This window comes from Serratia sp. CY37869 (assembly GCF_052168895.1).
Taxonomy (GTDB): domain Bacteria; phylum Pseudomonadota; class Gammaproteobacteria; order Enterobacterales; family Enterobacteriaceae; genus Serratia; species Serratia ureilytica.
Genome location: NZ_JBJNLU010000001.1, coordinates 1,364,874 through 1,388,392, shown reverse-complemented (window position 1 = coordinate 1,388,392; position 23,519 = coordinate 1,364,874). Strand labels below are relative to the sequence as shown.

At 59.3% G+C, this 23,519-nt stretch carries 21 protein-coding genes; 15 read left to right on the top strand and 6 right to left on the bottom strand.

The annotated features are described in order from the left end of the window. Positions 1-4: 4 nt before the first annotated feature. The 5 genes from ACJ8J1_RS06690 (at position 5) to uspE (ending at position 4,355) form a co-directional block, all read left to right on the top strand. The gene (locus ACJ8J1_RS06690; RefSeq protein ID WP_033643205.1) at positions 5-859 is read left to right on the top strand and encodes a tagatose bisphosphate family class II aldolase; all 855 of its coding nucleotides are present in this window, start codon (positions 5-7) and stop codon (positions 857-859) included. A 306-nt stretch (positions 860-1,165) separates the two neighbouring features. Then, complete coding sequence (locus ACJ8J1_RS06685) at positions 1,166-1,477, top strand: hypothetical protein (protein ID WP_033643206.1); 312 nt, start codon at positions 1,166-1,168, stop codon at positions 1,475-1,477. Positions 1,478-1,696: 219 nt separating this feature from the next. Next, the gene (ogt, locus tag ACJ8J1_RS06680) at positions 1,697-2,221 is read left to right on the top strand and encodes a methylated-DNA--[protein]-cysteine S-methyltransferase (protein WP_004938274.1); all 525 of its coding nucleotides are present in this window, start codon (positions 1,697-1,699) and stop codon (positions 2,219-2,221) included. A 280-nt stretch (positions 2,222-2,501) separates the two neighbouring features. Continuing rightward, positions 2,502-3,266, top strand: a complete 765-nt coding sequence (locus ACJ8J1_RS06675) for an FNR family transcription factor (RefSeq protein ID WP_004938278.1) — start codon at positions 2,502-2,504, stop codon at positions 3,264-3,266. 126 nt (positions 3,267-3,392) lie between these two features. Next, positions 3,393-4,355, top strand: coding sequence for a universal stress protein UspE (gene uspE, locus ACJ8J1_RS06670; protein WP_442520329.1), 963 nt, complete (start codon positions 3,393-3,395; stop codon positions 4,353-4,355). A gap of 61 nt (positions 4,356-4,416) precedes the next feature. Here the strand turns inward: uspE and pntB are convergent, their stop codons facing one another. Together pntB and pntA are read right to left on the bottom strand one after the other, a co-directional pair. Next, complete coding sequence (pntB, locus tag ACJ8J1_RS06665; RefSeq protein ID WP_025159771.1) at positions 4,417-5,811, bottom strand: Re/Si-specific NAD(P)(+) transhydrogenase subunit beta; 1,395 nt, start codon at positions 5,809-5,811, stop codon at positions 4,417-4,419. A gap of 10 nt (positions 5,812-5,821) precedes the next feature. After that, positions 5,822-7,351, bottom strand: coding sequence for a Re/Si-specific NAD(P)(+) transhydrogenase subunit alpha (gene pntA, locus ACJ8J1_RS06660; RefSeq protein WP_033643207.1), 1,530 nt, complete (start codon positions 7,349-7,351; stop codon positions 5,822-5,824). A gap of 537 nt (positions 7,352-7,888) precedes the next feature. Between pntA and ydgH the strand changes: the two genes are divergently transcribed. After that, positions 7,889-8,839: a DUF1471 family protein YdgH gene (ydgH, locus tag ACJ8J1_RS06655; protein WP_025302966.1), complete on the top strand. Its 951-nt coding sequence runs from the start codon at positions 7,889-7,891 to the stop codon at positions 8,837-8,839. Here ydgH and ACJ8J1_RS06650 read toward each other — a convergent pair. After that, on the bottom strand, positions 8,832-9,026 hold the full coding sequence (locus tag ACJ8J1_RS06650) for a hypothetical protein (RefSeq protein ID WP_127897184.1): 195 nt from the start codon (positions 9,024-9,026) through the stop codon (positions 8,832-8,834). The two genes, ydgH and ACJ8J1_RS06650, sit on opposite strands and share 8 nt — an antisense overlap. A 57-nt stretch (positions 9,027-9,083) precedes the next feature. Here ACJ8J1_RS06650 and ACJ8J1_RS06645 point away from each other — a divergent pair, with 57 nt between their 5' ends. From ACJ8J1_RS06645 to ACJ8J1_RS06635, 3 genes are all read left to right on the top strand, one after another. Next, positions 9,084-10,475, top strand: coding sequence for an amino acid permease (locus ACJ8J1_RS06645; protein WP_033643208.1), 1,392 nt, complete (start codon positions 9,084-9,086; stop codon positions 10,473-10,475). A 221-nt stretch (positions 10,476-10,696) separates the two neighbouring features. Then, positions 10,697-11,182, top strand: coding sequence for a hypothetical protein (locus ACJ8J1_RS06640; protein WP_033643209.1), 486 nt, complete (start codon positions 10,697-10,699; stop codon positions 11,180-11,182). A 52-nt stretch (positions 11,183-11,234) separates the two neighbouring features. Beyond that, entirely contained in the window at positions 11,235-11,609 is a 375-nt protein-coding gene (locus ACJ8J1_RS06635) for a pyridoxamine 5'-phosphate oxidase family protein (RefSeq protein WP_226886078.1), read from the top strand. A gap of 99 nt (positions 11,610-11,708) precedes the next feature. On the opposite strand, the gene ACJ8J1_RS06630 is transcribed toward ACJ8J1_RS06635, so the two are convergent. After that, positions 11,709-12,119 (bottom strand): hypothetical protein, encoded by a 411-nt coding sequence (locus ACJ8J1_RS06630; protein WP_033643211.1) that lies wholly within the window; start codon positions 12,117-12,119, stop codon positions 11,709-11,711. Positions 12,120-12,302: 183 nt separating this feature from the next. On the opposite strand from ACJ8J1_RS06630, the gene folM reads away from it, so the two are divergent. From folM to ACJ8J1_RS06610, 4 genes are all read left to right on the top strand, one after another. After that, positions 12,303-13,025 (top strand): dihydromonapterin reductase, encoded by a 723-nt coding sequence (gene folM, locus ACJ8J1_RS06625; RefSeq protein WP_033643212.1) that lies wholly within the window; start codon positions 12,303-12,305, stop codon positions 13,023-13,025. Positions 13,026-13,100: 75 nt separating this feature from the next. Beyond that, entirely contained in the window at positions 13,101-13,826 is a 726-nt protein-coding gene (rstA, locus tag ACJ8J1_RS06620) for a two-component system response regulator RstA (RefSeq protein WP_004938307.1), read from the top strand. Further along, positions 13,823-15,127 carry a two-component system sensor histidine kinase RstB gene (gene rstB / locus ACJ8J1_RS06615; protein ID WP_033643213.1) on the top strand — a complete coding sequence of 435 codons (1,305 nt, stop codon included), beginning with the start codon at positions 13,823-13,825 and terminating at the stop codon, positions 15,125-15,127. Before rstA ends, rstB begins: the two co-directional genes overlap by 4 nt. A gap of 35 nt (positions 15,128-15,162) precedes the next feature. Beyond that, entirely contained in the window at positions 15,163-16,662 is a 1,500-nt protein-coding gene (locus ACJ8J1_RS06610; RefSeq protein WP_033643214.1) for a carboxypeptidase M32, read from the top strand. A 170-nt stretch (positions 16,663-16,832) separates the two neighbouring features. Here the strand turns inward: ACJ8J1_RS06610 and ACJ8J1_RS06605 are convergent, their stop codons facing one another. Further along, positions 16,833-17,738: an alpha/beta fold hydrolase gene (locus ACJ8J1_RS06605; protein WP_033643215.1), complete on the bottom strand. Its 906-nt coding sequence runs from the start codon at positions 17,736-17,738 to the stop codon at positions 16,833-16,835. A 185-nt stretch (positions 17,739-17,923) separates the two neighbouring features. Between ACJ8J1_RS06605 and asr the strand changes: the two genes are divergently transcribed. Further along, the gene (gene asr, locus ACJ8J1_RS06600; protein WP_033643216.1) at positions 17,924-18,202 is read left to right on the top strand and encodes an acid resistance repetitive basic protein Asr; all 279 of its coding nucleotides are present in this window, start codon (positions 17,924-17,926) and stop codon (positions 18,200-18,202) included. A 295-nt stretch (positions 18,203-18,497) separates the two neighbouring features. Further along, complete coding sequence (locus ACJ8J1_RS06595) at positions 18,498-19,310, top strand: trypsin-like serine peptidase (protein WP_033643217.1); 813 nt, start codon at positions 18,498-18,500, stop codon at positions 19,308-19,310. 96 nt (positions 19,311-19,406) lie between these two features. Here ACJ8J1_RS06595 and hrpA read toward each other — a convergent pair whose 3' ends face one another. Further along, positions 19,407-23,294 carry an ATP-dependent RNA helicase HrpA gene (gene hrpA / locus ACJ8J1_RS06590; RefSeq protein WP_071991646.1) on the bottom strand — a complete coding sequence of 1,296 codons (3,888 nt, stop codon included), beginning with the start codon at positions 23,292-23,294 and terminating at the stop codon, positions 19,407-19,409. Between the last annotated feature and the right edge of the window lie 225 nt (positions 23,295-23,519).

The following is a 23,519-nucleotide window of genomic DNA, read 5'->3' as shown; positions in this document are numbered from 1 at the left end:
TCCCATGTATCTGATAGCCAACCGAGACATGCTGCTCAAGGCGCAGCGCCAGGGTTACGCCGTTCCGGCGTTTAACGTTCACAATCTGGAAACCGTGCAGGTGGTGGCGGAGACCGCCGCCGAGCTGCGCTCGCCGGTGATCATGGCCGGCACGCCCGGCACCTTCAGCTATGCCGGCACCGACTACCTGATCGGTATATGTCAGGCGGCCGCGCACCGCTACGATCTGCCGCTGGCGCTGCATCTGGATCATCACGAAGAGCTCGATGACATCGAGCACAAGGTGAAAAGCGGCATCCGCTCGGTCATGATCGACGGCTCCCATTTGCCGTTCGAGCAGAATATCGCCAAGGTGGCCGCCGCAGTGGCCCTGTGCCATCGCTACGGCGCCAGCGTGGAAGCGGAGCTGGGCCGCCTGGGCGGGCAAGAGGACGATCTGATCGTCGATACGGCGGACAGCTTCTATACCGACCCGGTGGCGGCACGCGAGTTTGTCGCCGCCACCGGCATCGATTCGCTGGCGGTGGCGATCGGTTCCGCCCACGGCCTGTATCACGGCGAACCGAAGCTGGACTTCGAACGCCTGGCGCTGATCCGCGAACAGGTGGACGTGCCGTTGGTGCTGCACGGCGCCTCCGGCATTCCGGAAGTGATGGTCAAGCGCGCGATCTCGCTCGGCGTTTGCAAGGTCAACGTCGCCACCGAATTGAAAATCGCCTTCGCCGATGCGGTAAAAAGCTACTTTTCACAGCACCCGGATGCCAACGATCCGCGCAAATACATCGTCCCCGGCAAGCTGGCGATGAAAGAAGTGGTGGCGGAAAAGATCCGCATCTGCGGCAGCAGCGGCATGCTGTAACCCCACGCCCGCCCCCGGTTTCAGTGGCTGCACCACGGGGGCGAAAACATCCCGCCATTTTCCGCTTTCCTGAGAGAACGATCACAGCCTGTTATCCCGCCCGCGCCTGAAACCATTAACCGGTCTTCACTATGATCCAAATCATGGTTTTACTCATCCTACCTCTCTATTATCAAATTCATTGAATGCAGGCAGTAGGATTTTTGCCCATTCGTTTTTATTTCGCCAAGCGAAATAGCTTATTTGATGAAAACAAGCGCGCTTGTTTTTTAATTGGCAGTGTTTTTACTCTGAAAGGAACAGCGTATGAACCATTACTTAGCTGTATTAAGCGCATTGGTCATTCTGCCCTTCGCTCTGCAAGCAAAACCGCTTTCCGGCAGCCAGGTCGCCTCTGGCGTCGTACGCTTCACCGGCGCCATTACCACGCCTGCATGCACCGTCAAACATCAGGATGAAAAGCTTATCTCCAGCTGCTTCGGTAAAGTGACGGAATATCAGAACGGGTATATATCCTCTTCGTTAAAAGCGATGCCAAAAGAATTAGTTTCTGCCGTCAGCAGTGAGATGGTGAATAACGATCCCCATTTAAAACGCGTGACCATCAGCTATAAGTAACCACAAAGCGTTACTGCCTGCTGAAATAATAAACAAGACACAACTTGTCTTGATGACTTATAAATTTATTTTATAAATTTATCACACAATAACTCCCCGACTTACCGTAAGCCGGCTATTCGGGCGACCCTGCGGTCGCCCATCAGCATGTCCGAAATCCGCCATCGCTCCCTTGCGTTTCATGCGATAATCGCCCTACCAAACCGAGGAGTGATCCAGATGCAGACTTTTTTGATTGATCGTACCGCCACGCCGGTGGGAGAACTGGTGCTGATTGCCGATGAACAGGGGCGCCTGCGGGCGATTGACTGGACCGATCACGAAGCGCGCCTGATGAAGCTGCTGAATACCCACTACCGCGCCGATCGGTTCACCCTGCGCGAACAGCGCGATCCCAGCGGGCTGACCGACGCCATGCAGCGCTATTTCGCCGGTGAACTGAGCATTATCGATCGGTTGCCGGTGATGACCGCCGGCACCGAGTTCCAACGCACCGTCTGGCAACAGCTGCGCCAAATCCCCTGCGGCGAGATCCTGACCTACGGCCAGCTCGCGCAACGCATCGGCCGTCCGACCGCCTCGCGCGCGGTCGGCATGGCCAACGGTTCAAATCCGATCAGCATCGTCGTGCCCTGCCACCGAGTGATCGGTTCGCAAGGCGCACTGACCGGCTATGCCGGTGGCGTACAGCGCAAACAATGGCTGCTGCAGCACGAAGGCTACCTGCCTAAAAGCCTGCTGTAGCCGCGCCAGGCGATTATCCGGCGCCATTGTTTGGCGACGCTTAATAAAGCCCATTGCTCAACGCCACGCTCGCAGGCCGCTGGGCCCTATGAATAACTTGTGTGAATAAAACGCATAAGTCACAAATAATACTCATAACTTCAGTCCCCTACAGAATAATCGGCGGCATGTGTGCGTAAAATTCGCACACAATGCCCCTATTCAGACTAATGCTACCCTTATCAGCTGCGGCAAAAGATGTTAAAATTGACTCATATCAATTATTGAATGAGCGTAATCTATGATCCCGGAAAAACGCGTGATTCGTCGTATCCAGTCTGGTGGTTGTGCGATCCATTGCCAGGACTGCAGCATCAGCCAGCTGTGCATTCCTTTCACCCTTAATGCCCACGAGCTGGATCAGCTCGACAACATTATCGAGAGGAAAAAGCCTATTCAGAAAGGCCAGACCCTGTTCAAGGCCGGCGACGAGCTGAAATCGCTGTACGCGATCCGTTCCGGGACCATCAAGAGCTACACCATCACCGAGCAAGGCGACGAGCAGATCACCGGCTTCCACCTGGCGGGTGACCTGGTGGGCTTTGACGCCATCGGTGGCCTGAAGCACCCAAGCTTCGCCCAGGCGCTGGAAACCTCGATGGTGTGCGAAATTCCGTTCGAGACCCTCGACGATCTGTCCGGCAAAATGCCAAACCTGCGTCAGCAGATCATGCGGTTGATGAGCGGCGAGATCAAAGGCGACCAGGACATGATCCTGCTGTTGTCGAAGAAAAACGCCGAAGAGCGCCTGGCGGCGTTCGTTTACAACCTGTCGCGCCGCTTTGCGGAGCGCGGTTTCTCTCCGCGCGAGTTCCGTTTGACCATGACCCGCGGCGATATCGGCAACTATCTCGGCCTGACGGTGGAAACCATCAGCCGGCTGCTGGGCCGCTTCCAGAAAAGCGAAATCCTCAGCGTGAAAGGCAAATACATCACCATCGAAAACGCCGACGCTCTGTCGGTGCTGGCCGGTACGCCGCGTATCAACGTGACCGTCAACGCCTGATTCTCCTGCCGGATCACCATTTCCCCGAAATTGTTGATCCGGCACGCTTCTGTTGTTGTTCTGTTTTTCAATGTTGGGTTACTCTGTAAATTAACAGACTGTTGATTTCAGCTGTAAGGAGGCCCTATGGCGAAGTATCAGAATCTTCTGGTGGCTATTGACCCCAATCAGGACGATCAGCCGGCATTGCGCCGCGCCGTGTACCTGGTAAAACGGAACGGCGGGCGCATCAAGGCCTTCCTGCCCATCTATGACTTCTCTTACGAAATGACGACCCTGCTCTCCCCGGATGAAAGAACGGCGATGCGGCAAGGTGTGATCAGCCAACGCGCCGCCTGGATCAACGAGCAGTGCCGCTTCTATCTCAACGACGGCGTGCCGATCGAAATCAAAGTGGTCTGGCATAACCGCCCCTTCGAAGCCATCATTCAGGAAGTGCTTTCCGGCCAACATGACCTGCTGCTGAAAATGGCGCACCAACACGACCGGTTGGAGTCGGTGATCTTTACCCCCACCGACTGGCACCTGCTGCGCAAATGCCCTTGCCCGGTGTGGATGGTGAAAGACCAGCCCTGGCCGGAAGGCGGCAAGGCGCTGGTGGCGGTCAATCTGGCCAGCGAAGAACCCTATCACGACCCGCTCAATATCAAACTGGTGCAAGAAACCGTCGAACTGGCGCAAAACGTCAACCAGACCGAGGTTCACCTGGTCGGCGCCTATCCCGTTACCCCGATCAACATCGCCATCGAATTGCCCGACTTCGACCCGAGCGTCTACAACGACGCCATTCGCGGCCAGCATCTGATCGCCATGAAGGCGCTGCGGCAAAAATTCTGCATTAAGGAAGAGTTCACCCACGTGGAAAAAGGCCTGCAGGAAGAGGTGATCCCCGATTTGGCCGAACACCTGCAGGCCGGCGTGGTGGTGCTGGGCACCCTGGGCCGCACCGGTATTTCAGCCGCCTTTATCGGCAACACGGCGGAACATGTGATCGATCATCTGAAATGCGACCTGCTGGTGATTAAACCGGAAAACTTCAACTGCCCGATCGAGGCGGATGAAGACGACGAACACGACGACGAAGATTAGGCTTCGCACATAAAGAAACGGGCCGCTGAAAAGCGGCCCGTTTTTCTTTGGTTGCCCAATTTTACTTCTGCAACGCCCGCAAAATCGCTTCCACGCTGTCTTTGGCGTCGCCGAACAGCATTTGGGTGTTCTCCTTGAAGAACAGCGGGTTCTGCACGCCGGCGTAGCCGGTGTTCATCGACCGTTTGAACGCGATCACGTTCTGCGCTTTCCACACTTCCAATACCGGCATGCCGGCGATCGGGCTGCGCGGATCTTCCAGCGCCGCCGGGTTCACCGTATCGTTGGCGCCGATCACCAGCACGGTGTCGGTATCCGGGAAATCGTCGTTGATTTCATCCATCTCCAGCACCACGTCGTACGGCACCTTCGCCTCTGCCAGCAGCACGTTCATGTGGCCCGGCAAGCGCCCCGCGACCGGGTGAATGCCGAAGCGCACCTTCACGCCGCGCGCCCGCAGTTTTTCGGTGATTTCCGCCACCGGATACTGCGCCTGCGCCACCGCCATGCCGTAGCCCGGGGTGATGATCACCGAGGTGGAGTTTTTCAACTGCTCGGCCACCTCTTCCGCCGTGGTTTCACGGTATTCGCCCATCTCTTCGGCATCGCCGGTGGATGAACCGTCGCTGCCGAAACCGCCGGCGATCACGCTGATAAACGAGCGGTTCATCGCCTTGCACATGATGTAAGACAGGATCGCCCCCGAAGAGCCCACCAGCGCGCCGGTGACGATCAGCAGATCGTTGCTCAGCATGAAGCCCGCCGCGGCCGCCGCCCACCCCGAGTAGGAGTTGAGCATCGACACCACCACCGGCATGTCGGCGCCGCCGATCGAGGCGACCAGATGCCAGCCGAACGCCAGCGCGATCGCCGTCATCAGCAGCAGCGTCACCACCTGCCAGCCCACGCTGTCGGTGCGCACGAACGCCACCAGCAGCAGGAACGAGATCACCAGCGCCGCCAGGTTCAGCTTGTGGCGATTCGGCAGCATCAACGGCTTGGAAGAAATGATGCCGCGCAGTTTGCCGAAGGCGACGATCGACCCGGTGAAGGTCACCGCACCGATAAAGATGCCGAGGAACACTTCGGTCAGATGGATATTCGCCATCACCGGTTCCATCGGCGCACCGTGATCCAGATAGCTGTTGAAACCGACCAGCACCGCGGCCAGGCCAACGAAGCTGTGCAGCACCGCCACCAGCTCCGGCATTTCGGTCATCTCGACCTTCTTCGCCAGATAGACGCCGATCGAGCCGCCGATGATCATGGCGATGATGATCCAGCCGACGTTGCCGGAATCCGGCCCCAGAATGGTCGCGATCAGCGCTATCGCCATGCCGGCGACGCCGAACAGGTTGCCCTGCTTCGACGTTTCATGACGCGACAGGCCCGCCAGGCTGAAAATAAACAAAATAGCGGCAACAATGTATGCAGCTGTAACCAATCCTCCAGACATTTGTTACCCCTTAGTTCTTGCGGAACATCTTCAGCATGCGCTGAGTGACGGTGAACCCACCGAAAATATTGATGCTGGCGATCAGCACGGCGATAAAGGAGAGGAAACTCACCCAGCCGCCGTGGCCAATTTGCAGCAGCGCACCGACCACGATAATCCCTGAGATCGCGTTGGTGACCGACATCAACGGGGTATGCAGCGCATGGCTGACGTTCCAGACCACGTAGTACCCGACCACGCAGGCCAGCGCGAACACGGTAAAGTGCGACAGGAACTCTTTCGGGGCTGCGTCCGCCAGCCAGCCGAACAGCAGGATCGCCAGAGCCATCAGGCCGTACTTCAGCCACGGCGAGGTCGGCTTGGCTTCAGGTTTGGCGACCGGTGCGGCGGCGGGCGCCGCTTTCGGCTGGGCGGAAACCTGGATCGGCGGCGCCGGCCAGGTGATTTCACCGCTGCGCACCACGGTAACGCCGCGGATCACCGTATCGTCGAAATCGATATCGATCTCGCCGTTCTTCTCTTTCGACAGCAGCTTCAGCAGGTTGACCAGGTTGGTGCCGTACAGCTGCGAAGATTGTGTCGGCAAGCGGCTCGGCAGATCGGTATAGCCGATGATTTTCACGCCGTTGTCGGTCACGGTAATGGTGTCGGCCACGGTCAGTTCGCAGTTGCCGCCAGTTTGCGCCGCCAGATCGACGATCACGCTGCCCGGCTTCATCGACGCCACCATCTCTTTGGTGATCAGCTTCGGCGCCGGTTTACCCGGGATCAGCGCGGTGGTGACGATGATGTCAACCTCCGCCGCCTGTGCGGCGAACAGCGCCATCTCTGCCTTGATAAAGGCTTCGGACATCACTTTGGCGTAACCGTCGCCGCTGCCCGCTTCCTCTTCAAAATCCAGCTCGAGGAATTCCGCGCCCATGCTCTGCACCTGCTCTTTCACTTCCGGGCGGGTGTCGAAGGCGCGCACGATGGCGCCGAGGCTGCCCGCAGCGCCGATCGCCGCCAGGCCGGCCACGCCGGCGCCGATGATCATCACCTTGGCCGGCGGCACTTTGCCGGCGGCGGTGATCTGGCCGGTGAAGAAGCGGCCGAACTCATGCGCCGCCTCGACGATGGCGCGGTAGCCGGCGATGTTGGCCATCGAGCTCAGCGCATCCATCGACTGGGCGCGCGAGATGCGCGGCACCGAGTCCATCGCCAGCGCGGTGACGTTGCGCGCCGCCAGCTTGGCCATCAGCTCGGGGTTTTGCGCCGGCCAGATAAAGCTGACCAGCGTGCTGCCTTCGCGCATCAAGGCGATCTCGTCGTCTTGCGGCGCGTTGACTTTCAGGATCAGATCCGACTGCCACACGTCGTTTTCGTCGACCAGCGCCGCGCCGGCGGCTTCGTAGGCGACGTCGTCAAAACTGGCCAGTTTGCCCGCCCCGCGTTCAATCGCGACGGTAAAACCCAGCTTCAGCAGTTGTTCCACCGTTTTCGGCGTGGCTGCGACCCGGGCTTCATTGGCCAACCGCTCTCTTGGTACACCAATACGCATAATGTTCCCTTCTCACCTGTCTTGGATGATGTTTATTATTTTCCTGCCCATAGAACGGCGCCATCGGCGAGCGAGGCGTCAACTTGCCCGCACTGATTTCAGACGCCAACTATAACCTACTGAAAATAAGGTCGATGATCCATAATTGCTTACGCATTCAGCCCTGTTTTTACATAAAAACGCCGGGCGCGATATGACAAATCGCAATTTACAGTGAAAAAATGCATACAGAACAGCACATTCTGCATGGTTAGAGGTTTGCGCCCGGCGTAACGATTTATCGCCATGCGGGGCGGATAAGCATAAAAGTTATCATTTTGTGAATAATTAACACTAATGACACCAAAGCCTTTATTATGGAAACTTATGGCGGCGGCGCCATCCGTGCGACCCGCGTCACCGTCAAGGATTTGTCGCACGGGATAACATAAAATGCTGAGACAGTTTTCAGAATTACATGTAATAATCGACGGCTGAATTACACTTAAACAGTTCAGTACGTTATAAACGTTAATGCGCTAGGCGAAAGGATTTTTTATGAAGCTGAAGACCACGATCATCGCGTCAGCCTTGTTATCACTCACCGCGCTGTCCGCTCATGCGGCGCAAGAGTTAACTCCTGAGAAAGCAGCGGCGCTGAAGCCGTTTGATCGCATCACGATTACCGGCCGCTTCAATGCGATCAATGAAGCCGTCGACGCCGTATCCCGCCGTGCAGACAAACTGGGTGCCGATTCCTTCTATATCCAGGACAGCAACAACAGCAACAACGGCGGCAACTGGCGCGTCACCGCAGACCTTTATCATAAAGATGCGCCAGAAGTGAGCAAAACACCAAAATACCGCGTATTTAACGGCGTGAATGAACTGCCTAAAGAGGAAGCCTACCTGCTGGAGCCTTACGATACCGTGAGCGTCAGCGGTTTCTACCGCAGCCAGCCGGACATTAACGACGCCATCTCCAAAGAAGCGCAGAAAAAAGGCGCCGCCTCATTCTTCATCGTGCGCCAGGTTGACGCCAACTCCGGCGGCAACCAGTTCGTCACCGCCTACATCTATAAGGCCGATGCGCCGAAACGCCGCGTGCAGAGCCCGGACGCCATACCGGCCGATTCTGACGCCGGCCGCGCCGCGCTGGCCGCCGGCGGCGCCGCAGCCGCGAAAGTCGAAATTCCTGGCGTCGCGTCTTCCGGTTCACCAAGCCGCGAAGTGGGCCGTTTCTTCGAAACCCAGTCCTCTACCGGCCAACGCTATACCGTCACGCTGCCTAACGGCACCAAGATTCAGGAAGTGAACAACGTGACCGCCGCGCAGATGGTGCCATTCGATTCCGTCACCTTCACCGGCCACTTCAACAGCATGACCGACGTGTCCACCGAAGTGGCGAAACGCGCGGCCGAGAAAGGCGCCAAGTACTACCACGTCACTCGCCAGTGGCAGAACAAGAGCGGCGGCAACCTGACCGTCAGCGCCGATCTGTTCAAATAAAACCCGCTTTTCGGTTTACCATCGGGCAGCCCTTGAGCTGCCCGTTTTTATTGCCGCTCTTTTCGCCGCTCGTTGAATAGTTTTTTGTAAATTCCGCATATTCAATCATTGCATCTCTAATCATCCCTCCGTAGAATTTGCGCCAATTTTTAGGGCTATTGTCTATTAGCGCAATGGTTGTTAACACATTGTTGCCGCCAAGCAGTTCCCTTCCAGTTGTTTATTCTGCGTTCAGGATCCGTCATTGGAAAAAAAACTCGGTCTTACCGCGCTAACCGCTTTGGTGCTCAGCTCGATGCTGGGCGCCGGCGTGTTCAGTCTGCCGCAAAACATGGCGCAGGTCGCCAGCCCCGCCGCGCTGCTGCTGGGTTGGGGGATCACCGGCGTCGGCATTCTGTTTTTGGCGTTTGCCATGCTGTTGCTTACGCGTCTGCGCCCGGATCTGGACGGCGGCATCTTCACCTACGCCAAAGAGGGATTCGGCGAGCTGATGGGCTTCTGCTCTGCCTGGGGTTACTGGCTGTGCGCCGTAATCGCCAACGTCTCGTATCTGGTGATCGTGTTCGCGGCATTGAGCATTTTCACCGATCGCGGCGGCAACGTTATTCTCGGTGACGGCAATACCTGGCAGGCGCTGATCGCCGAATCCGCCCTGCTGTGGATCGTGCACGCGCTGGTGCTGCGCGGCGTGCAAACCGCCGCCAGCATCAATCTTGCGGCCACTCTCGCCAAGCTGCTGCCGCTGGGGATGTTCGCCGTTCTGGCGGCGATCGCCTTTAAAATGGACGTGTTCACGCTGGACTTCCAGGGGATCGCCCTCGGCAAGCCGGTATGGGAACAGGTCAAGGACACCATGCTGATCACCCTGTGGGTGTTTATCGGCGTGGAAGGCGCCGTGGTGGTTTCCGCGCGCGCGCGCAATAAGAAGGACGTGGGCCGCGCGACCATGTTGGCAGTACTGTCGGCGCTGGCGGTGTATCTGATGGTCACCTTGCTGTCGCTGGGCGTGGTGCCGCGCAGCGAACTGGCCGACATGCGCAACCCGTCGATGGCAGTGCTGATGGTGGAACTGATTGGCCCGTGGGGAGACGTGATCATCGCCGCCGGTCTTATCATTTCCGTGTGCGGCGCCTACCTCAGCTGGACCATCATGGCGGCGGAAGTCCCCCTGCTGGCCGCACAGCACGGCGCATTTCCACGCGTGTTCGGCAAACAGAACCGCCATCACGCCCCATCGTCTTCGCTGTGGCTGACCAACATCGCGGTGCAGCTGGCGTTGGTGCTGATCTGGTTGACCGGCAGCAACTACAACTCGCTGTTGACCATCGCGTCGGAAATGATCCTGGTGCCTTACTTCCTGGTCGGCGCATTTCTGTTCAAGGTGGCTTACCGTCGCCGCGACAAGCGCCTGATCTTCGCCGCCACCGGCGCCTGCGTCTATGGTTTATGGCTGCTGTACGCTTCCGGGCTGATGCACTTGCTGATGTCGGTGCTGCTGTATGCGCCGGGCCTGTTGGTGTTCATGTACGCCCGCCGCGGCCATCAGGATATCAATCTGCTGAATCGCCTGGAAAAAGGCAGCATCTTACTGCTGCTGGTGGCCACGCTACCCGCCGGCTGGTTTATGCTGCACTAAAGTGTCCCGTCAATGCGGCTGCCCGTCAGCCGCATTTTGCTTCCTCTTTTTCCCCTGCTACCGCGTTCCCCCCCCTTTGCACAGTCAGCCATGCGTCTCGCTTGCGATCTCAAATGCAATTAATTATCATTATCATTTATTGATTAGTGGTAAGACGCGAGTGCCCCTGGCGAGAGGCGTCAGGCGGCGGATGAAGACAGGCTGAAAATGGAAGGCATTTCATGGCTGAGAAACTGCTGCACGCATTACCTTTGTTTACCGCCTGGGAGGCGCTGATCGCCGAGGGCAACATGGCGTTTAATCAGCGGCACGATCGCCAAGCGATGGCGCGCTATCAACAGGCGCTGGAGGGGGCTCAGGCGATCATCGCCGAGAAGCCCTGGCTGAATGCGGACTATACCGCCAGATTTGAAGCGCTGAATATTTTCGAGTCTGCCCTTGCCGCGCTGATCGTCACGTTCAACAACATTACCCATCTGCGCCTGCGGCAGAAGCCTCTGCGCGGCGTCGAGCTGCATGTTCATCAGGCCCGAGTCGCTATCGAGCAACTGTTGGACGATACGTCGCTGTGCGAACAGATGCAGCAGATCGCCGAACGGCACCTGCTGCGCTTCAGGATTGAAACCCTGCACTTGCTGCGCGAATACCGGTTGCCGGAAACCAGCGTCTGCGCGCCGGCGGCCAACGCTTCCGCTACCTTGCATTAAAAGTGACACACCAATCTGAGGGCCATCTGTAATGAATGAATTGAATGACGAGATGAAGAAGATGCTGGCTAAACAGCTGCCTGTGCAGGCGACCAGCAGCCCGAACGGCGTTCCCGATATCGGCCCCAAGCGCTCTTTGCGCCTCTATGATGACCGTACGCTGATTTACAACGAAAATACCGGTGGCCAAACGCTGAAAAACATCAAGGCCGGCTCGAAAATGGCCGTTGTGGTCATCGATCGCGAGGCGCTGGACGGTTACCGCTTCGTTGGCACGCCCGAACTGTTTCTGGCGGGCAAGCCGTTTGACGATGCGTTGACGTTTGCGGAAAAAAACGGAATGAAGCCGCCGAAGTACGCGGTGTTAATTCATATAGACAGTATTTATACCCTGCGCTCCGGCCCGAATGCCGGGACCCAGCTCTAGACGCCGGCCGTCATGCGGCGTGAGACATCACGTTCATGGTTAGGCCATCGCGACGAGTCAATTGCCTAACCATGAACGGGCGGCCGGGTTGATGCCCGGTCAGCTTTTGGGAGGGATCGCGACGGTCATGCGTTCACCCACCAGAGTAATCGCAATGCCTTCCGCACACTCTTTCTGAATGGCCGCCAGTTGTTGAGCCTCCAGCGCATAAGGCAACTGAATATCAAACACCGCCAGGCCCTGCTGCTGCGCCAGGTCAATCAGGCGCACGATGTTGGTTTCATCGCTGACCTGCGTCGACACCACCTGCAGCGCCAACTCTTTTAACTGCTCTTTGCGCGTTTGCGAGGTGGTCACGCGCGATTTCAACACCATGCCGAAGATCGGCATCACACCATAAATAGCATCAACAAAGCGCCAGTGCTTCCTGCACGATGCGGACAGAAAATCCATATAGTCGAAACAGATTTTCTCACTGCGCGCGATGGATGCAAGGTGATTGCTGTTCATCCCCTCATTCCTCTCATGGCCAGTGTTAACCCGTGGTCTTTCAAGCCGCCGCCGGGGGCAACCTGAAATGCATTGGGGATCTTATATCCAGAAATGGATAATCATGCGAAGCTTTAACGACTTTCCGCCGTATGATGGCATAATTCCCCTATTGTTTGCCAGTCTGTCCAGGAGCTTTAATCAATGGAACACCACAACTCCGCCCCGGTGCTGATTACCGGCGGCGCACGGCGCATAGGGCTGGCGCTCGCCAGAGCGTTTCTCCAGCGCGGCGTTCCGGTCATCATCGCCTACCGCAGCGAATATCCGGCGATGGCCGAGTTGAAAGCCTTGGGCGCCTGCTGCATTCAGGGCGATTTTTCCACCCATGAAGGCATTTATCGTTTCGCCGATCAGGTGCGGCAGGCCGCGCCCAAGCTGCGCGCGGTGATCCACAACGCCAGCGCCTGGCAGGCGGAGTCACCGGAGGTGCCGCCGGAACAGGTCATGGCGGCGATGCTGCAAATTCACGTCTACACGCCCTATTTGCTCAATCAACTGCTCGAGTCCTGCCTGACCGGCCAGGGCCAGGCCGGCGCCGACATTATCCATCTGACCGACTATGTGGTGGAAAAAGGCAGCGACAAGCATATCGCCTACGCCGCCAGCAAAGCCGCGCTGGACAACATGACCCGGTCGTTCGCCCGCAAATTGGCGCCCGAAGTCAAAGTCAACGCCATCGCGCCGGCGCTGATCATCTTCAATCCGGGCGACGACGAAGCTTATCGTCGGCAGGCGCTGGCGAAGTCGCTGATGAAGGTCGCGCCGGGCGAGAGCGAAGTGGTCAATCTGGTGAACTACCTGCTGGAGAGCCGCTACGTCACCGGCCGCACCCACGGCGTCGACGGCGGGCGGCCGCTGCGCTGACGCAAAGATCCGCTTGGCGCAAGCTCGCGGGCCGCGCTATGCTGAAATCCGCTTTTCTTATTAAAACACGGGCATATGCATAAAATTGTTTTTGTGGAAGACGATCCTGAAGTCGGCAAACTGATCGCCGCCTATCTGGGCAAACACGATATCGAGGTGCTGATCGAACCGCGCGGCGACAGCGCGCAAGCGCGGATCGAGCGCGAGCAACCCGATCTGGTGCTGCTGGACATCATGCTGCCCGGCAAAGACGGCATGACGCTGTGCCGCGATCTGCGCCCCACCTTCCCCGGCCCGATCGTGCTGCTGACCTCGCTCGACAGCGACATGAACCATATCCTGTCGCTGGAGATGGGCGCCAACGACTATATCCTGAAAACCACGCCGCCGGCGGTGTTGCTGGCGCGCCTGCGTTTGCATCTGCGTCAACACAGCCAGCAGCCGAAAGAAGAGTCGGTTCAGCCGCTTACTCAGCATAACGCGCTGCATTTCGGGCTGCTGTGCATCGATCCGGTCAACCGTCAGGTTACGCTGGGCGAGGAAACCATCACCCTGTCCACCTCGGATTTCGATCTGCTGTGGGAGCTGGCGACCCACGCCGGGCAGATCATGGATCGCGAGGCGCTGCTGCAAAACCTGCGCGGCGTGAGCTACGACGGCATGGACCGCAGCATCGACGTGGCGATCTCCCGCCTGCGCCGCAAACTGTACGACAACGCGCTGGAGCCTTTCCGTATCAAGACGGTGCGCAACAAGGGCTATCTGTTCGCCCCTAACGCCTGGGCATCGGTGCAACAATGAGAAAACTTTTCGTCCAGTTCTTCCTGTTGCTGTTCGTCTGTTTTCTGGTGATGGCGATGCTGGTCGGCCTGGTGTACAAGGTGACAGCCGAGCGCGCCGGCCGCCAGTCGATGGACGATTTGATGAAAAGCTCGCTGTACCTGATGCGCAGCGAGCTGCGCGAAATCCCGCTGAAGGACTGGAACAAGACTATCGCCACGCTGGATCTCAATCTGTCGTTCAAGCTTCATATCGAACCGCTCGGCAAACAGGAACTGAGCGAGGATCTGAAAAAGCGGCTGCGGCTGGGTGAAATCATCGCCCTCGACGATCAGTACACCTTTATGCAACGCATTCCGCGCAGCCACTATGTGTTGGTGGTCGGCCCCATTCCTTATCTGTTCTATCTGCACCAGATGCGTCTGCTGGATCTGGTGTTGCTGGTGTTTATCGGCATGTCGCTGGCGCTGCCGGTGTTTCTGTGGATGCGGCCGCACTGGCAAGACCTGCTCAAACTGGAAAACGCCGCCCAGCGGCTCGGCGCCGGGCATCTGGATGAACGCACCCACTTCGATCCCACTTCCAGCCTGAGCCGGCTCGGCGTGGCGTTCAACCAGATGGCCGACAACGTCAACACCCTGATCGCCAGCAAGAAACAGCTGATCGACGGCATCGCCCACGAGCTGCGCACGCCGCTGGTGCGCCTGCGTTATCGGCTCGAGATGAGCGATAACCTGTCCGAAGGCGAGCAGCAGGCGCTGAACCGCGATATCGGCCAACTGGAGTCGCTGATCGACGAGCTGCTGACCTATGCCCGCCTGGATCGGCCGCAGGTTGCGCTAAACATTGAACCCATCGATCTGCCAAAGTGGCTGGAGGACAAGGTCGATGATATCCGCCTTATCCATCAGGAACGCGACATCCAGCTCGACATCCCGCACGTCGGCGACTTCGGCGGCGTCGATCTGCGCCTGATGGAGCGCGTGCTCGATAACCTGGTCAACAACGCGCTGCGCTATTCCGAGCAGCGCCTGCGCGTTGGGTTGTGGTTCGACGGCGATCTCGCCTGTTTGCAGGTCGAGGACGACGGGCCGGGTATCCCGCCGGAAGAGCGCGAGCGGGTGTTCGAGCCTTTCGTTCGCCTCGATCCCAGCCGCGATCGCGCCACCGGCGGCTGCGGGCTGGGGCTGGCCATCGTCCATTCCATCGCCGTCGCCTACCAGGGACAGGTGTTCGTCGAAGGCAGTTCGCTCGGCGGCGCCAGCTTCCGTTTCTGCTGGCCGGTGAAGCCGACATTCAGTTTAAAAGCCGATCTGGCGTAATACCGCCGGACCCTTCTCATTGGAGCCGAATAATAATGACATCTGCACCTTCCAACACATCTGCTTACGATCACCTGCGCGCGCTTTTTAGCCGGCTGTCGCGTTTCGGCCACCTGTCCGCCATCGCCGGTTGGGACATGCAAACCATGATGCCGCCGGGCGGCAGCAAGGCGCGCTCCGAAGCCCTGGCCGAATTGAGCGTGCTGCAGCACCAGATTTTAACGGCACAAAGCACCGGCGCGCTGTTGGATCGCGCGCAGCAAGAGACGCTGGACGAGATCGACCGCGCCAACCTGCGCGAAATGCGCCGCCAGTATGAAGACGCGGTGCTGCTGCCGGCGTCGCTGGTCGAAGCCAAATCGCTGGCCGGCGCCCGCTGTGAACACGCCTGGCGCGCCCAGCGCCCGGCCAACGACTGGGATGGCTTCGCGGAGAATCTGCGCGACGTGGTCAAACTCAGCCGGGAAGAGGCGCGGATCCGCGCGCAGGCGGCCGGCACCAGCCGTTACGATGCCCTGCTCAACCTGTATGAGCCGGGCATGCGCAGCAGCGATCTCGATCGCATCTTCGGCGATTTGAAAACCTGGCTGCCGGATTTGCTGCAGCGCGTGGTGGCCAAACAGGCCAATGAACCCTGCCTGGCGCCTCAGGGCCCGTTCAATGTGGACACCCAGCGCCAGCTGAGCCTGAGCGTGATGAAGCTGCTCGGTTTCAACTTCGACAACGGCCGCGTCGACGTCAGCGCCCACCCGTTCTGCGGCGGCGTGCCGGAGGATGTGCGCATCACCACGCGTTACAACGAGAAAGAGTTCCTGACCGCGCTGCTCGGGATCGTACACGAGACTGGCCACGCCCGTTACGAACAGAACCTGCCGCGCGATCTGCTTGGCCAACCGGTCGCCCTGGCACGCTCCACCGCCATCCACGAATCGCAGAGCCTGCTGTTCGAAATGCAGCTGGCGCGCGGCAATGAATTCCTGAAAATCTTGCGTCCGCTGGTTACCGCGCAGTTTGGCGAACAGCCGGCGCTGGAAGAAGCCAACTTCATTCGCCTCAACCAGCGGGTGAAACCGGGCCTGATCCGCGTCGACGCCGACGAGGTGAGCTATCCTGCCCACGTCATCCTGCGCTACGAAATTGAAAAAGCGCTGATCGAAGGCGAGATCGAAGTGGAGGACATTCCGGCGCTGTGGAATGAAAAGATGCACGCTTACCTGGGCCTCGATACCATCGGCAACTACCGCAACGGTTGCATGCAGGATATCCACTGGACCGACGGCGCCTTCGGCTACTTCCCGACTTATACTCTCGGCGCGATGTACGCCGCGCAGCTGTTCCACAGCGTGCGTCAGGCCCTGCCTTCGCTGAACGAGGACATCGCCGCCGGCAATCTGCAGCCGTTGTTCCACTGGTTACAGCATAACATCTGGCGCCACGGCAGCCGTTTCCCGACCGACACGCTGATCGCCAATGCAACCGGTGAAGCGCTCAATCCGCGCTACTTCCGCCAGCATTTGGAAAACCGCTACCTGTAATCTCTCCCCGTGCGCGGCCACGGCCGCGCCCTTTTTCCCCTGCTTGACCTAATAATGCTACATAGCGCGCTTTCCTTGCCGGCAACGCCTTGGCTACAGGGTGGCGGGTTGCTACTCACCAATAGTATGTTGTAACTAAAACCATAAACAGCCGCGCCCCTATCGGCCTCTCATCCCAGCGCATGACGGGCGATCATCGTCACCAATTGTGGTCTCAACGCGGCGGGCAGATCATGCCCCATGCCCGGCATAATCTGCAATCTGGCGTTGGCGACGGCTCGAGCGATCGCCACCCCGCCGGCCTTGCGCACCAGCCGATCGCGATCGCCGTGAATCACCAGCGTCGGCGCGGCGATGCGCCGACTGTAACGCCGCAGATCGCCGCTGCCGAGCAGCGCGGAAAGTTGCCGCTGCATGCCCTCCGGATCCACGCCCCGCTTCAGCAATCGCTTCACCAGGACATCCAGCTCCGCCTCCTCCGGCGGATAAGTCGCGGTGCCAAGCGCGCGCAGAAAGGCCTTCATCCCTTCCTGGCGCTGCTGCAGCGTCATATCGGCGGCAGGCCGGCGCACCAGCAACCACAGCAGCGAAGGCGCCGGCGGCGGTAACAGCGGTTGATTGGTGCTGGAAAACAAGATGCATAACGAGGCGACTCGCTGCGGGTATTCGGCGGCCAACACCTGGGCGATCATCCCCCCCATCGAGGCGCCAAGGACATGAGCCTGAGGAATGCGTAAATGATCGAGCAGATGCGCTGCGTCCGTCGCCATATCCGCCAGGGTATAAGGCACCGGCGTTTGCCAGCCGAGCTGAGCACGCAACATCAACAGCCACAGCGGCGTCTTGCGCTGCGCCCGCGTTTTACCGGAAAGGCCGACGTCGCGGTTGTCGTAGCGGATCACCCGAAATCCCTTGGCGACCAGAGCGCGGCAGAAATCGTCAGGCCACAGCAAAAGCTGCGCGCCGATGCCCATGATTAACAACAGCGGCGGATGCGCCTCATCGCCCCAGTCTTCATAGGCCAGCGGCACCTCACCCTGTTCCGTCACGCCACAACGAACCGTTATCTCGTTCATTTTAAATCCCTTTTATCGAGCCTGACGGTCATTATAGCAGCAATCCCTCCTGCCGCAGCCGCCCTGTACATTAGGTTACAAGCCGAAACCAATCACTCACGGAAAGCCGGACGCCGTTTGCCTACTATCATCTCAACGGCCCCGCAGTGGGGTTGATACCCAAAAGTCATGTTGAGGATTCTGCGATGAAAAAAGTATTAGCTCTGGTTGTTGCCGCTGCAATGGGTCTGTCTTCCGTGGCTTTCGCTGCCGAGGCTGCCACCACTACCGCGCCTGCGGCTACCGCAACCACCGCCACCGCTGCGCCGGCTAAAGCTCAGGTGAAACACCACGGCAAGAAAGCCCCGGTACAGAAAGCTCAGGCGGCCAAAAAGCATCACAAGAAAGCCGGCAAAAAAGCCCCGGCGCAAAAAGCCCAGGCGGCTAAAAAGCACCACAAGAAAGCCAGCCACAAAAAAGCGTAATGTCGTGAGGTTCCCCTCACCGCTTCAGGCTTGACGTGCACGACACCCGGTTCACCGGGTGTTTTTTCATCCGGGGGGTTCTCATTGATGCTGCGCCGCTACCTGTTCGAGATCATTCTGACCGCCCTGATCCTCTGTGGACTGATCGCCGTCTTTTTTTATCTGTAGCCTGTCGCCTCGCCGGCGGGAAATTATTGAAAAATCAGTTATTGCCCATCCACATGGCTGCTAAATCAGTCTATAGTTAGCATTCAGTGTGTTTATGGATGATCCGTATTTGTCAGGCAAGAGATCTATGCGCATATCCGTTTTACTGTTGCTGTGCTCACTCCCGCTCATCGCCTCCCAGGCGGCACGCGCCGACGGCCCGTCCAAGGCCGAGCAAACGCGTCTGTTTTTCGGCAAAGATGAACGAATCAAGGTCACGGATACCGCCGCCCAGCCGTGGCAAGCCATCGGCCAGGTCGAAACCGCCAGCGGCAATCTGTGTACCGCCACGCTGATCTCCCCACACCTGGCGCTGACCGCCGGCCATTGCGTGCTGGCGCCGCCGGGACAATTGGATAAAGCCGTCGCCCTGCGCTTCGTGGCGGGCGATAAATCATGGCAGTATCAAACCGACAATATTGAAACTCTGATCGACAGCAAACTGGGCAAAAAGCTGAAAGCGGACGGCGACGGCTGGATCGTGCCGCCCGCCGCCGCCGCTTATGACTTTGCGCTGATCCGGCTGAAAGACAAAACGCCGCTGCCGATCGCCCCGCTGCCGCTGTGGCAAGGCGACAGCAAGGCGTTGACTCAGGCCCTGAAACAGGCCAAACGGCTGATCACCCAGGCGGGCTACCCGGAGGACCATCTTGATGACCTCTACAGCCACCAAAACTGCAAGGTGACCGGCTGGGCCCAGCAAGGGGTGCTGTCGCACCAGTGTGATACCCTGCCCGGCGACAGCGGCTCACCGCTGCTGTTGAAAACCGCCGACGGCTGGCAGCTGATCGCCATCCAGAGTTCGGCGCCGGCGGCGAAAGATCGTTACCGCGCCGATAACCGCGCTCTGGCGGTGCCCGGCATCCGCGAGGCGCTGGACGCCCTGGCGGCAGGCAAGTAGCTCTCGCAACGGCGCATCAAGCGCCGTTGCTGTTTCTCTGTTTCCTGAATTTCAACTTGCGCTGCGCCGGCCGTTTGCCGGCCGGCGCGCCTGAGCTTAGCCCGAAAGCTGTTCGATGGTTTGCAGAATGCGCTTGTCGGAGATCGGGTAAGGTGTGCCCAGCTGCTGCGCGAACAGGCTGACACGTAGTTCTTCAATCATCCAGCGCACCGCTTTCACCTCTTCCTCCTGCTGTCGCTTCGGCGGCAGCTTGTTCAGCCACTGCTGCCACGCCTGCTGCACCTGCTCCACCCGCAGCATCTGCGCGCGATCGCGGTGCGGATCGATAGCCAGTTTCTCCAATCGGCGTTCGATCGCCTGCAGGTAGCGCAGCGTGTCCGGCAGCCGTTTCCATCCGTTGCCGGTGACGAAGCCGCGGTAGACCAGCCCGCCGAGCTGGGTCTTGATGTCCGACAGCGCCAGCGCCAACGACATGTCCACCCGGCCTTTCAGCCGTTTGTTGATGTTGAAGACCGCCGTCAGGATCTGTTCAACCTGCTTGGCCACCTCAACGACCGTGTCGTTCAGCTCGGCGCGGATCTGCTCCTGCAACCGTGCAAAGTCTTCCTCCTGCCAAACCGGGCCGCCGTGTTCGGCGATCAGTTTGTCGATGCCGCACGAAATGCAGTCGTCGATCAGCTCCAGCACCTTGCCGTACGGGTTGAAATAAAGCCCCAGCTTGGCCTTGTTCGGCAGCTTTTCATGCAGATATTTGATCGGCGAAGGAATATTCAACAACAGCAGGCGGCGCGTGCCCTGCCACATCGCCTGTTGCTGTTCGCTTTCGCTGTCGAACAGGCGGATCGCCACGCTGTCCTTTTCATCCACCAGCGCCGGATAGGCTTTCATCGAATAGCCGCCGCGCTTCTGCTCGTAGAACGCCGGCAATTGGCCAAAGCTCCAGACATGCAGGTTGCTCTGCTCCAGTCCGTCATCGGCCACCGCCGACAGCGTCTCCTGCACCTTCTCTTTCAACTGCAGGCGCAGGGCGGCCAGATCTTTGCCTTCGCGCAGCGTCTGGTTTTTCTCGCCCACCACGCGGAAAGTCATTTTCAGGTGATCGGGCACCTGATCCCACTGCCAGTCATCACGTGACACGGTCACGCCAGTCATACGCCGCAGCTCGCGCTCCAGCGCGTCAAGCAGCGGCAATTCCAGCGCCGTTACGCGGCCAAGGAACGCTTCGGCGTAGTTCGGCGCCGGCACGAAGTTGCGACGCACCGGTTTCGGCAACGATTTGATCAGCGCGATCACCAGCTCACGGCGGATGCCGGGGATTTGCCATTCGAACCCCTGCTCCTCCACCTGATTGAGGATCGGCAGCGGGATGTGCACCGTCACGCCGTCGGCGTCAGTGCCTGGTTCGAACTGATAGCTCAGCCGCAGTTTGAGGTTGCCCTGATGCCAGAAGTTCGGGTAGTCGAGCGCGCTGATCTTGTTGGCGCCATCCTTGATCAGCATCTCTTTTTCGAAGTTCAGCAGGTCGGGCTGCTGTTTGGCGGCGGTCTTCCACCAGCTGTCGAAATGACGGCCGGACACCACGTCGTTGGGGAGACGGCGATCGTAGAAGCCGAACAGCGTTTCGTCGTCCACCAGAATGTCGCGGCGACGCGATTTATGCTCCAGCTCTTCCACTTCGGCGCGCAGCTTTTGGTTTTCGCGGAAGAAAGCATGGCGCGTCTGCCAGTCGCCCTCCACCAGCGCATGGCGGATAAACAGCTCGCGGCACAGCAGCGGATCGATGGCGCCGTAATTGACCTGGCGCGCCGCGACGATCGGCAGACCGAACAACGTGACCTTTTCGCTGGCCATCACCGCCCCCTGCGACTTCGACCAGTGCGGTTCGCTGTAGCTGTGTTTCACCAGGTGCTGAGCCAGCGGCTCGATCCATTCCGGTTCGATGCGCGCGGCGATGCGCCCCCACAGGCGGCTGGTTTCCACCAGTTCGGCCACCATGGTCCACTTCGGCGGCTTCTTGAACAGGCCGGAGCCGGGGAAGATCGAGAAGCGGGCGTTGCGCGCGCCGGTGTATTCCTGCTTGTCCGCATCCTTCTGGCCGATGTGCGACAACAGGCCGGTCAGCAGCGCGGTGTGGACGCTGCGGTAGTCGGAAGGCGCGCTGTTGATCGGCAGCCCCAGCTCTTTCACCACCTGGCGCAGCTGGGTATAGATATCCTGCCACTCGCGCACCCGCAGGTAGTTGAGGAAATCGTTGCGGCACAGCCGGCGGAACTGGCTGGAAGAGTTCGCCTTTTGCTGCTCCTGCAGATAATCCCACAGGTTGACGAACGCCAGGAAGTCCGAATCTTTGTCGGCAAAACGGCGGTGTTTTTCATCCGAGGCCTGCTGCTTATCCATCGGGCGCTCGCGCGGATCCTGAATCGACAACGCGGCGGTGATGATCATCACCTCGCGCACGCTGCCGCTCTTCTGCGCTTCCAGCACCATGCGCGCCAGACGCGGGTCGATCGGCAACTGCGCCAGCTGCCGGCCCTGCGGCGTCAGCTGATAGTGGCCGTTATCGGCGGTGGTGATCGCCCCCAGCTCTTCCAGCAGGCGCACGCCATCTTGAATGTTGCGCTTGTCCGGCGCCTCGACGAACGGAAACGCGGCGATGTCGCCCAGGCCCAGCGAGGTCATCTGCAGAATGACCGACGCCAGGTTGGTGCGCAGAATTTCCGGATCGGTAAACGCCGGCCGCGAGAGGAAATCCTGTTCGGAGTACAGACGGATGCACACCCCCTCCGACACGCGGCCGCAGCGCCCTTTACGCTGATTGGCGGAGGCCTGTGACACCGGCTCGATCGGCAGGCGCTGCACCTTGGTGCGGAAGCTGTAGCGGCTGATGCGCGCGGTGCCCGGATCGATGACGTATTTGATGCCCGGCACCGTCAGCGAGGTTTCCGCCACGTTGGTGGCCAGCACGATGCGGCGGCCGTGGTGCGACTGGAACACCCGGTTCTGCTCGCTGTTCGACAGGCGCGCATACAGCGGCAGCACCTCGGTGTGCGGCAAATTGAGGCGGTTCAAAGCGTCGGCGGTATCGCGGATCTCGCGCTCGCCGCTCATGAAGATCAGAATGTCGCCCGGCCCTTCGCGCCCAAGCTCATCTACCGCATCGAAAATCGCCTGCAGCTGGTCGCGGTCGGTATCGTCGCCGTCGTCGACCACCGGGCGGTAGCGCACCTCCACCGGGTAGGTGCGGCCGGAAACCTCGATGATTGGCGCATTGTTGAAGTGGCGCGAGAAACGCTGCGGATCGATGGTCGCCGAGGTGATGATCACCTTGAGATCCGGGCGCTTCGGCAGCAGTTCGCGCAGGTAACCAAGAATAAAGTCGATATTCAGGCTGCGCTCGTGCGCTTCATCGATGATCAGCGTGTCGTACTGCATCAGCAGGCGATCCTGCTGAATCTCCGCCAGCAAAATGCCGTCGGTCATCAGCTTGACCAGGGTGTTTTCCCCTACCTGATCGTTGAAGCGCACCTTGTAGCCCACGCTGCCGCCGAGCGGGGTTTCCAGCTCGTCGGCGATGCGGTTGGCGACGGTGCGCGCCGCCAGGCGGCGCGGCTGGGTATGGCCGATCAGCCCTTTCACCCCACGCCCCAGCTCCAGACAGATCTTCGGCAACTGGGTGGTTTTCCCCGAGCCGGTCTCCCCGGCGACGATCACCACCTGGTGGTCGCGGACAGCGTTTAAGATGTCCTGCTTTTTCTGGCTGACCGGCAGGCTTTCCGGATAGGTAATGCGCGGGCAAGACGCGGCGCGCGCCTGCACTTTTTGCCGCGCCGTCGCGATGTCGCTTTCCACTTCGGCGGCGACCGCCAGCTGGGCATCGGGATTTTTGATTTTTCGTGCGCCCTGCAGGCGACGACGCAGGCGTTGTTGATCGCGGAGCATCAGCTCGCCCAGTTGGGCCGGCAGTGCCTCGAGCGGAGATTTCACGTTCGGTGTTCCTTGTTTCATCGTGGCCAAGACCAGGCTTAGCAACGGTTTAATGTTTTTTTAGCGATTTTTTTGCTTTAGCCGCACAGCCTATCACAAACGGCTTTTTCCCCCTACTTTCGCGAGTAACGCCTCGGCAGGTTATTCAATAAAATCGAACGAAGATCTCGAAATATTGCGCTATCACTGTTGGGGGAATGTGAATAGCATGTAGTTCATGCAAGG

Bases quoted from the DNA above. Each gene is read 5' to 3' on its own strand.
- ACJ8J1_RS06675 (WP_004938278.1), top strand. From the start codon at position 2,502: ATGATCCCGGAAAAACGCGTGATTCGTCGTATCCAGTCTGGTGGTTGT.
- ACJ8J1_RS06685 (WP_033643206.1), top strand. From the start codon at position 1,166: ATGAACCATTACTTAGCTGTATTAAGCGCATTGGTCATTCTGCCCTTC.
- rstB (WP_033643213.1), top strand. From the start codon at position 13,823: ATGAGAAAACTTTTCGTCCAGTTCTTCCTGTTGCTGTTCGTCTGTTTT.
- folM (WP_033643212.1), top strand. From the start codon at position 12,303: ATGGAACACCACAACTCCGCCCCGGTGCTGATTACCGGCGGCGCACGG.
- pntA (WP_033643207.1), bottom strand. From the start codon at position 7,351: ATGCGTATTGGTGTACCAAGAGAGCGGTTGGCCAATGAAGCCCGGGTC.
- rstA (WP_004938307.1), top strand. From the start codon at position 13,101: ATGCATAAAATTGTTTTTGTGGAAGACGATCCTGAAGTCGGCAAACTG.
- ACJ8J1_RS06635 (WP_226886078.1), top strand. From the start codon at position 11,235: ATGAAGAAGATGCTGGCTAAACAGCTGCCTGTGCAGGCGACCAGCAGC.
- ACJ8J1_RS06605 (WP_033643215.1), bottom strand. From the start codon at position 17,738: ATGAACGAGATAACGGTTCGTTGTGGCGTGACGGAACAGGGTGAGGTG.
- ACJ8J1_RS06690 (WP_033643205.1), top strand. From the start codon at position 5: ATGTATCTGATAGCCAACCGAGACATGCTGCTCAAGGCGCAGCGCCAG.
- ydgH (WP_025302966.1), top strand. From the start codon at position 7,889: ATGAAGCTGAAGACCACGATCATCGCGTCAGCCTTGTTATCACTCACC.
- asr (WP_033643216.1), top strand. From the start codon at position 17,924: ATGAAAAAAGTATTAGCTCTGGTTGTTGCCGCTGCAATGGGTCTGTCT.
- ACJ8J1_RS06610 (WP_033643214.1), top strand. From the start codon at position 15,163: ATGACATCTGCACCTTCCAACACATCTGCTTACGATCACCTGCGCGCG.
- pntB (WP_025159771.1), bottom strand. From the start codon at position 5,811: ATGTCTGGAGGATTGGTTACAGCTGCATACATTGTTGCCGCTATTTTG.
- uspE (WP_442520329.1), top strand. From the start codon at position 3,393: ATGGCGAAGTATCAGAATCTTCTGGTGGCTATTGACCCCAATCAGGAC.
- ACJ8J1_RS06640 (WP_033643209.1), top strand. From the start codon at position 10,697: ATGGCTGAGAAACTGCTGCACGCATTACCTTTGTTTACCGCCTGGGAG.
- ACJ8J1_RS06630 (WP_033643211.1), bottom strand. From the start codon at position 12,119: ATGAACAGCAATCACCTTGCATCCATCGCGCGCAGTGAGAAAATCTGT.
- ogt (WP_004938274.1), top strand. From the start codon at position 1,697: ATGCAGACTTTTTTGATTGATCGTACCGCCACGCCGGTGGGAGAACTG.
- ACJ8J1_RS06595 (WP_033643217.1), top strand. From the start codon at position 18,498: ATGCGCATATCCGTTTTACTGTTGCTGTGCTCACTCCCGCTCATCGCC.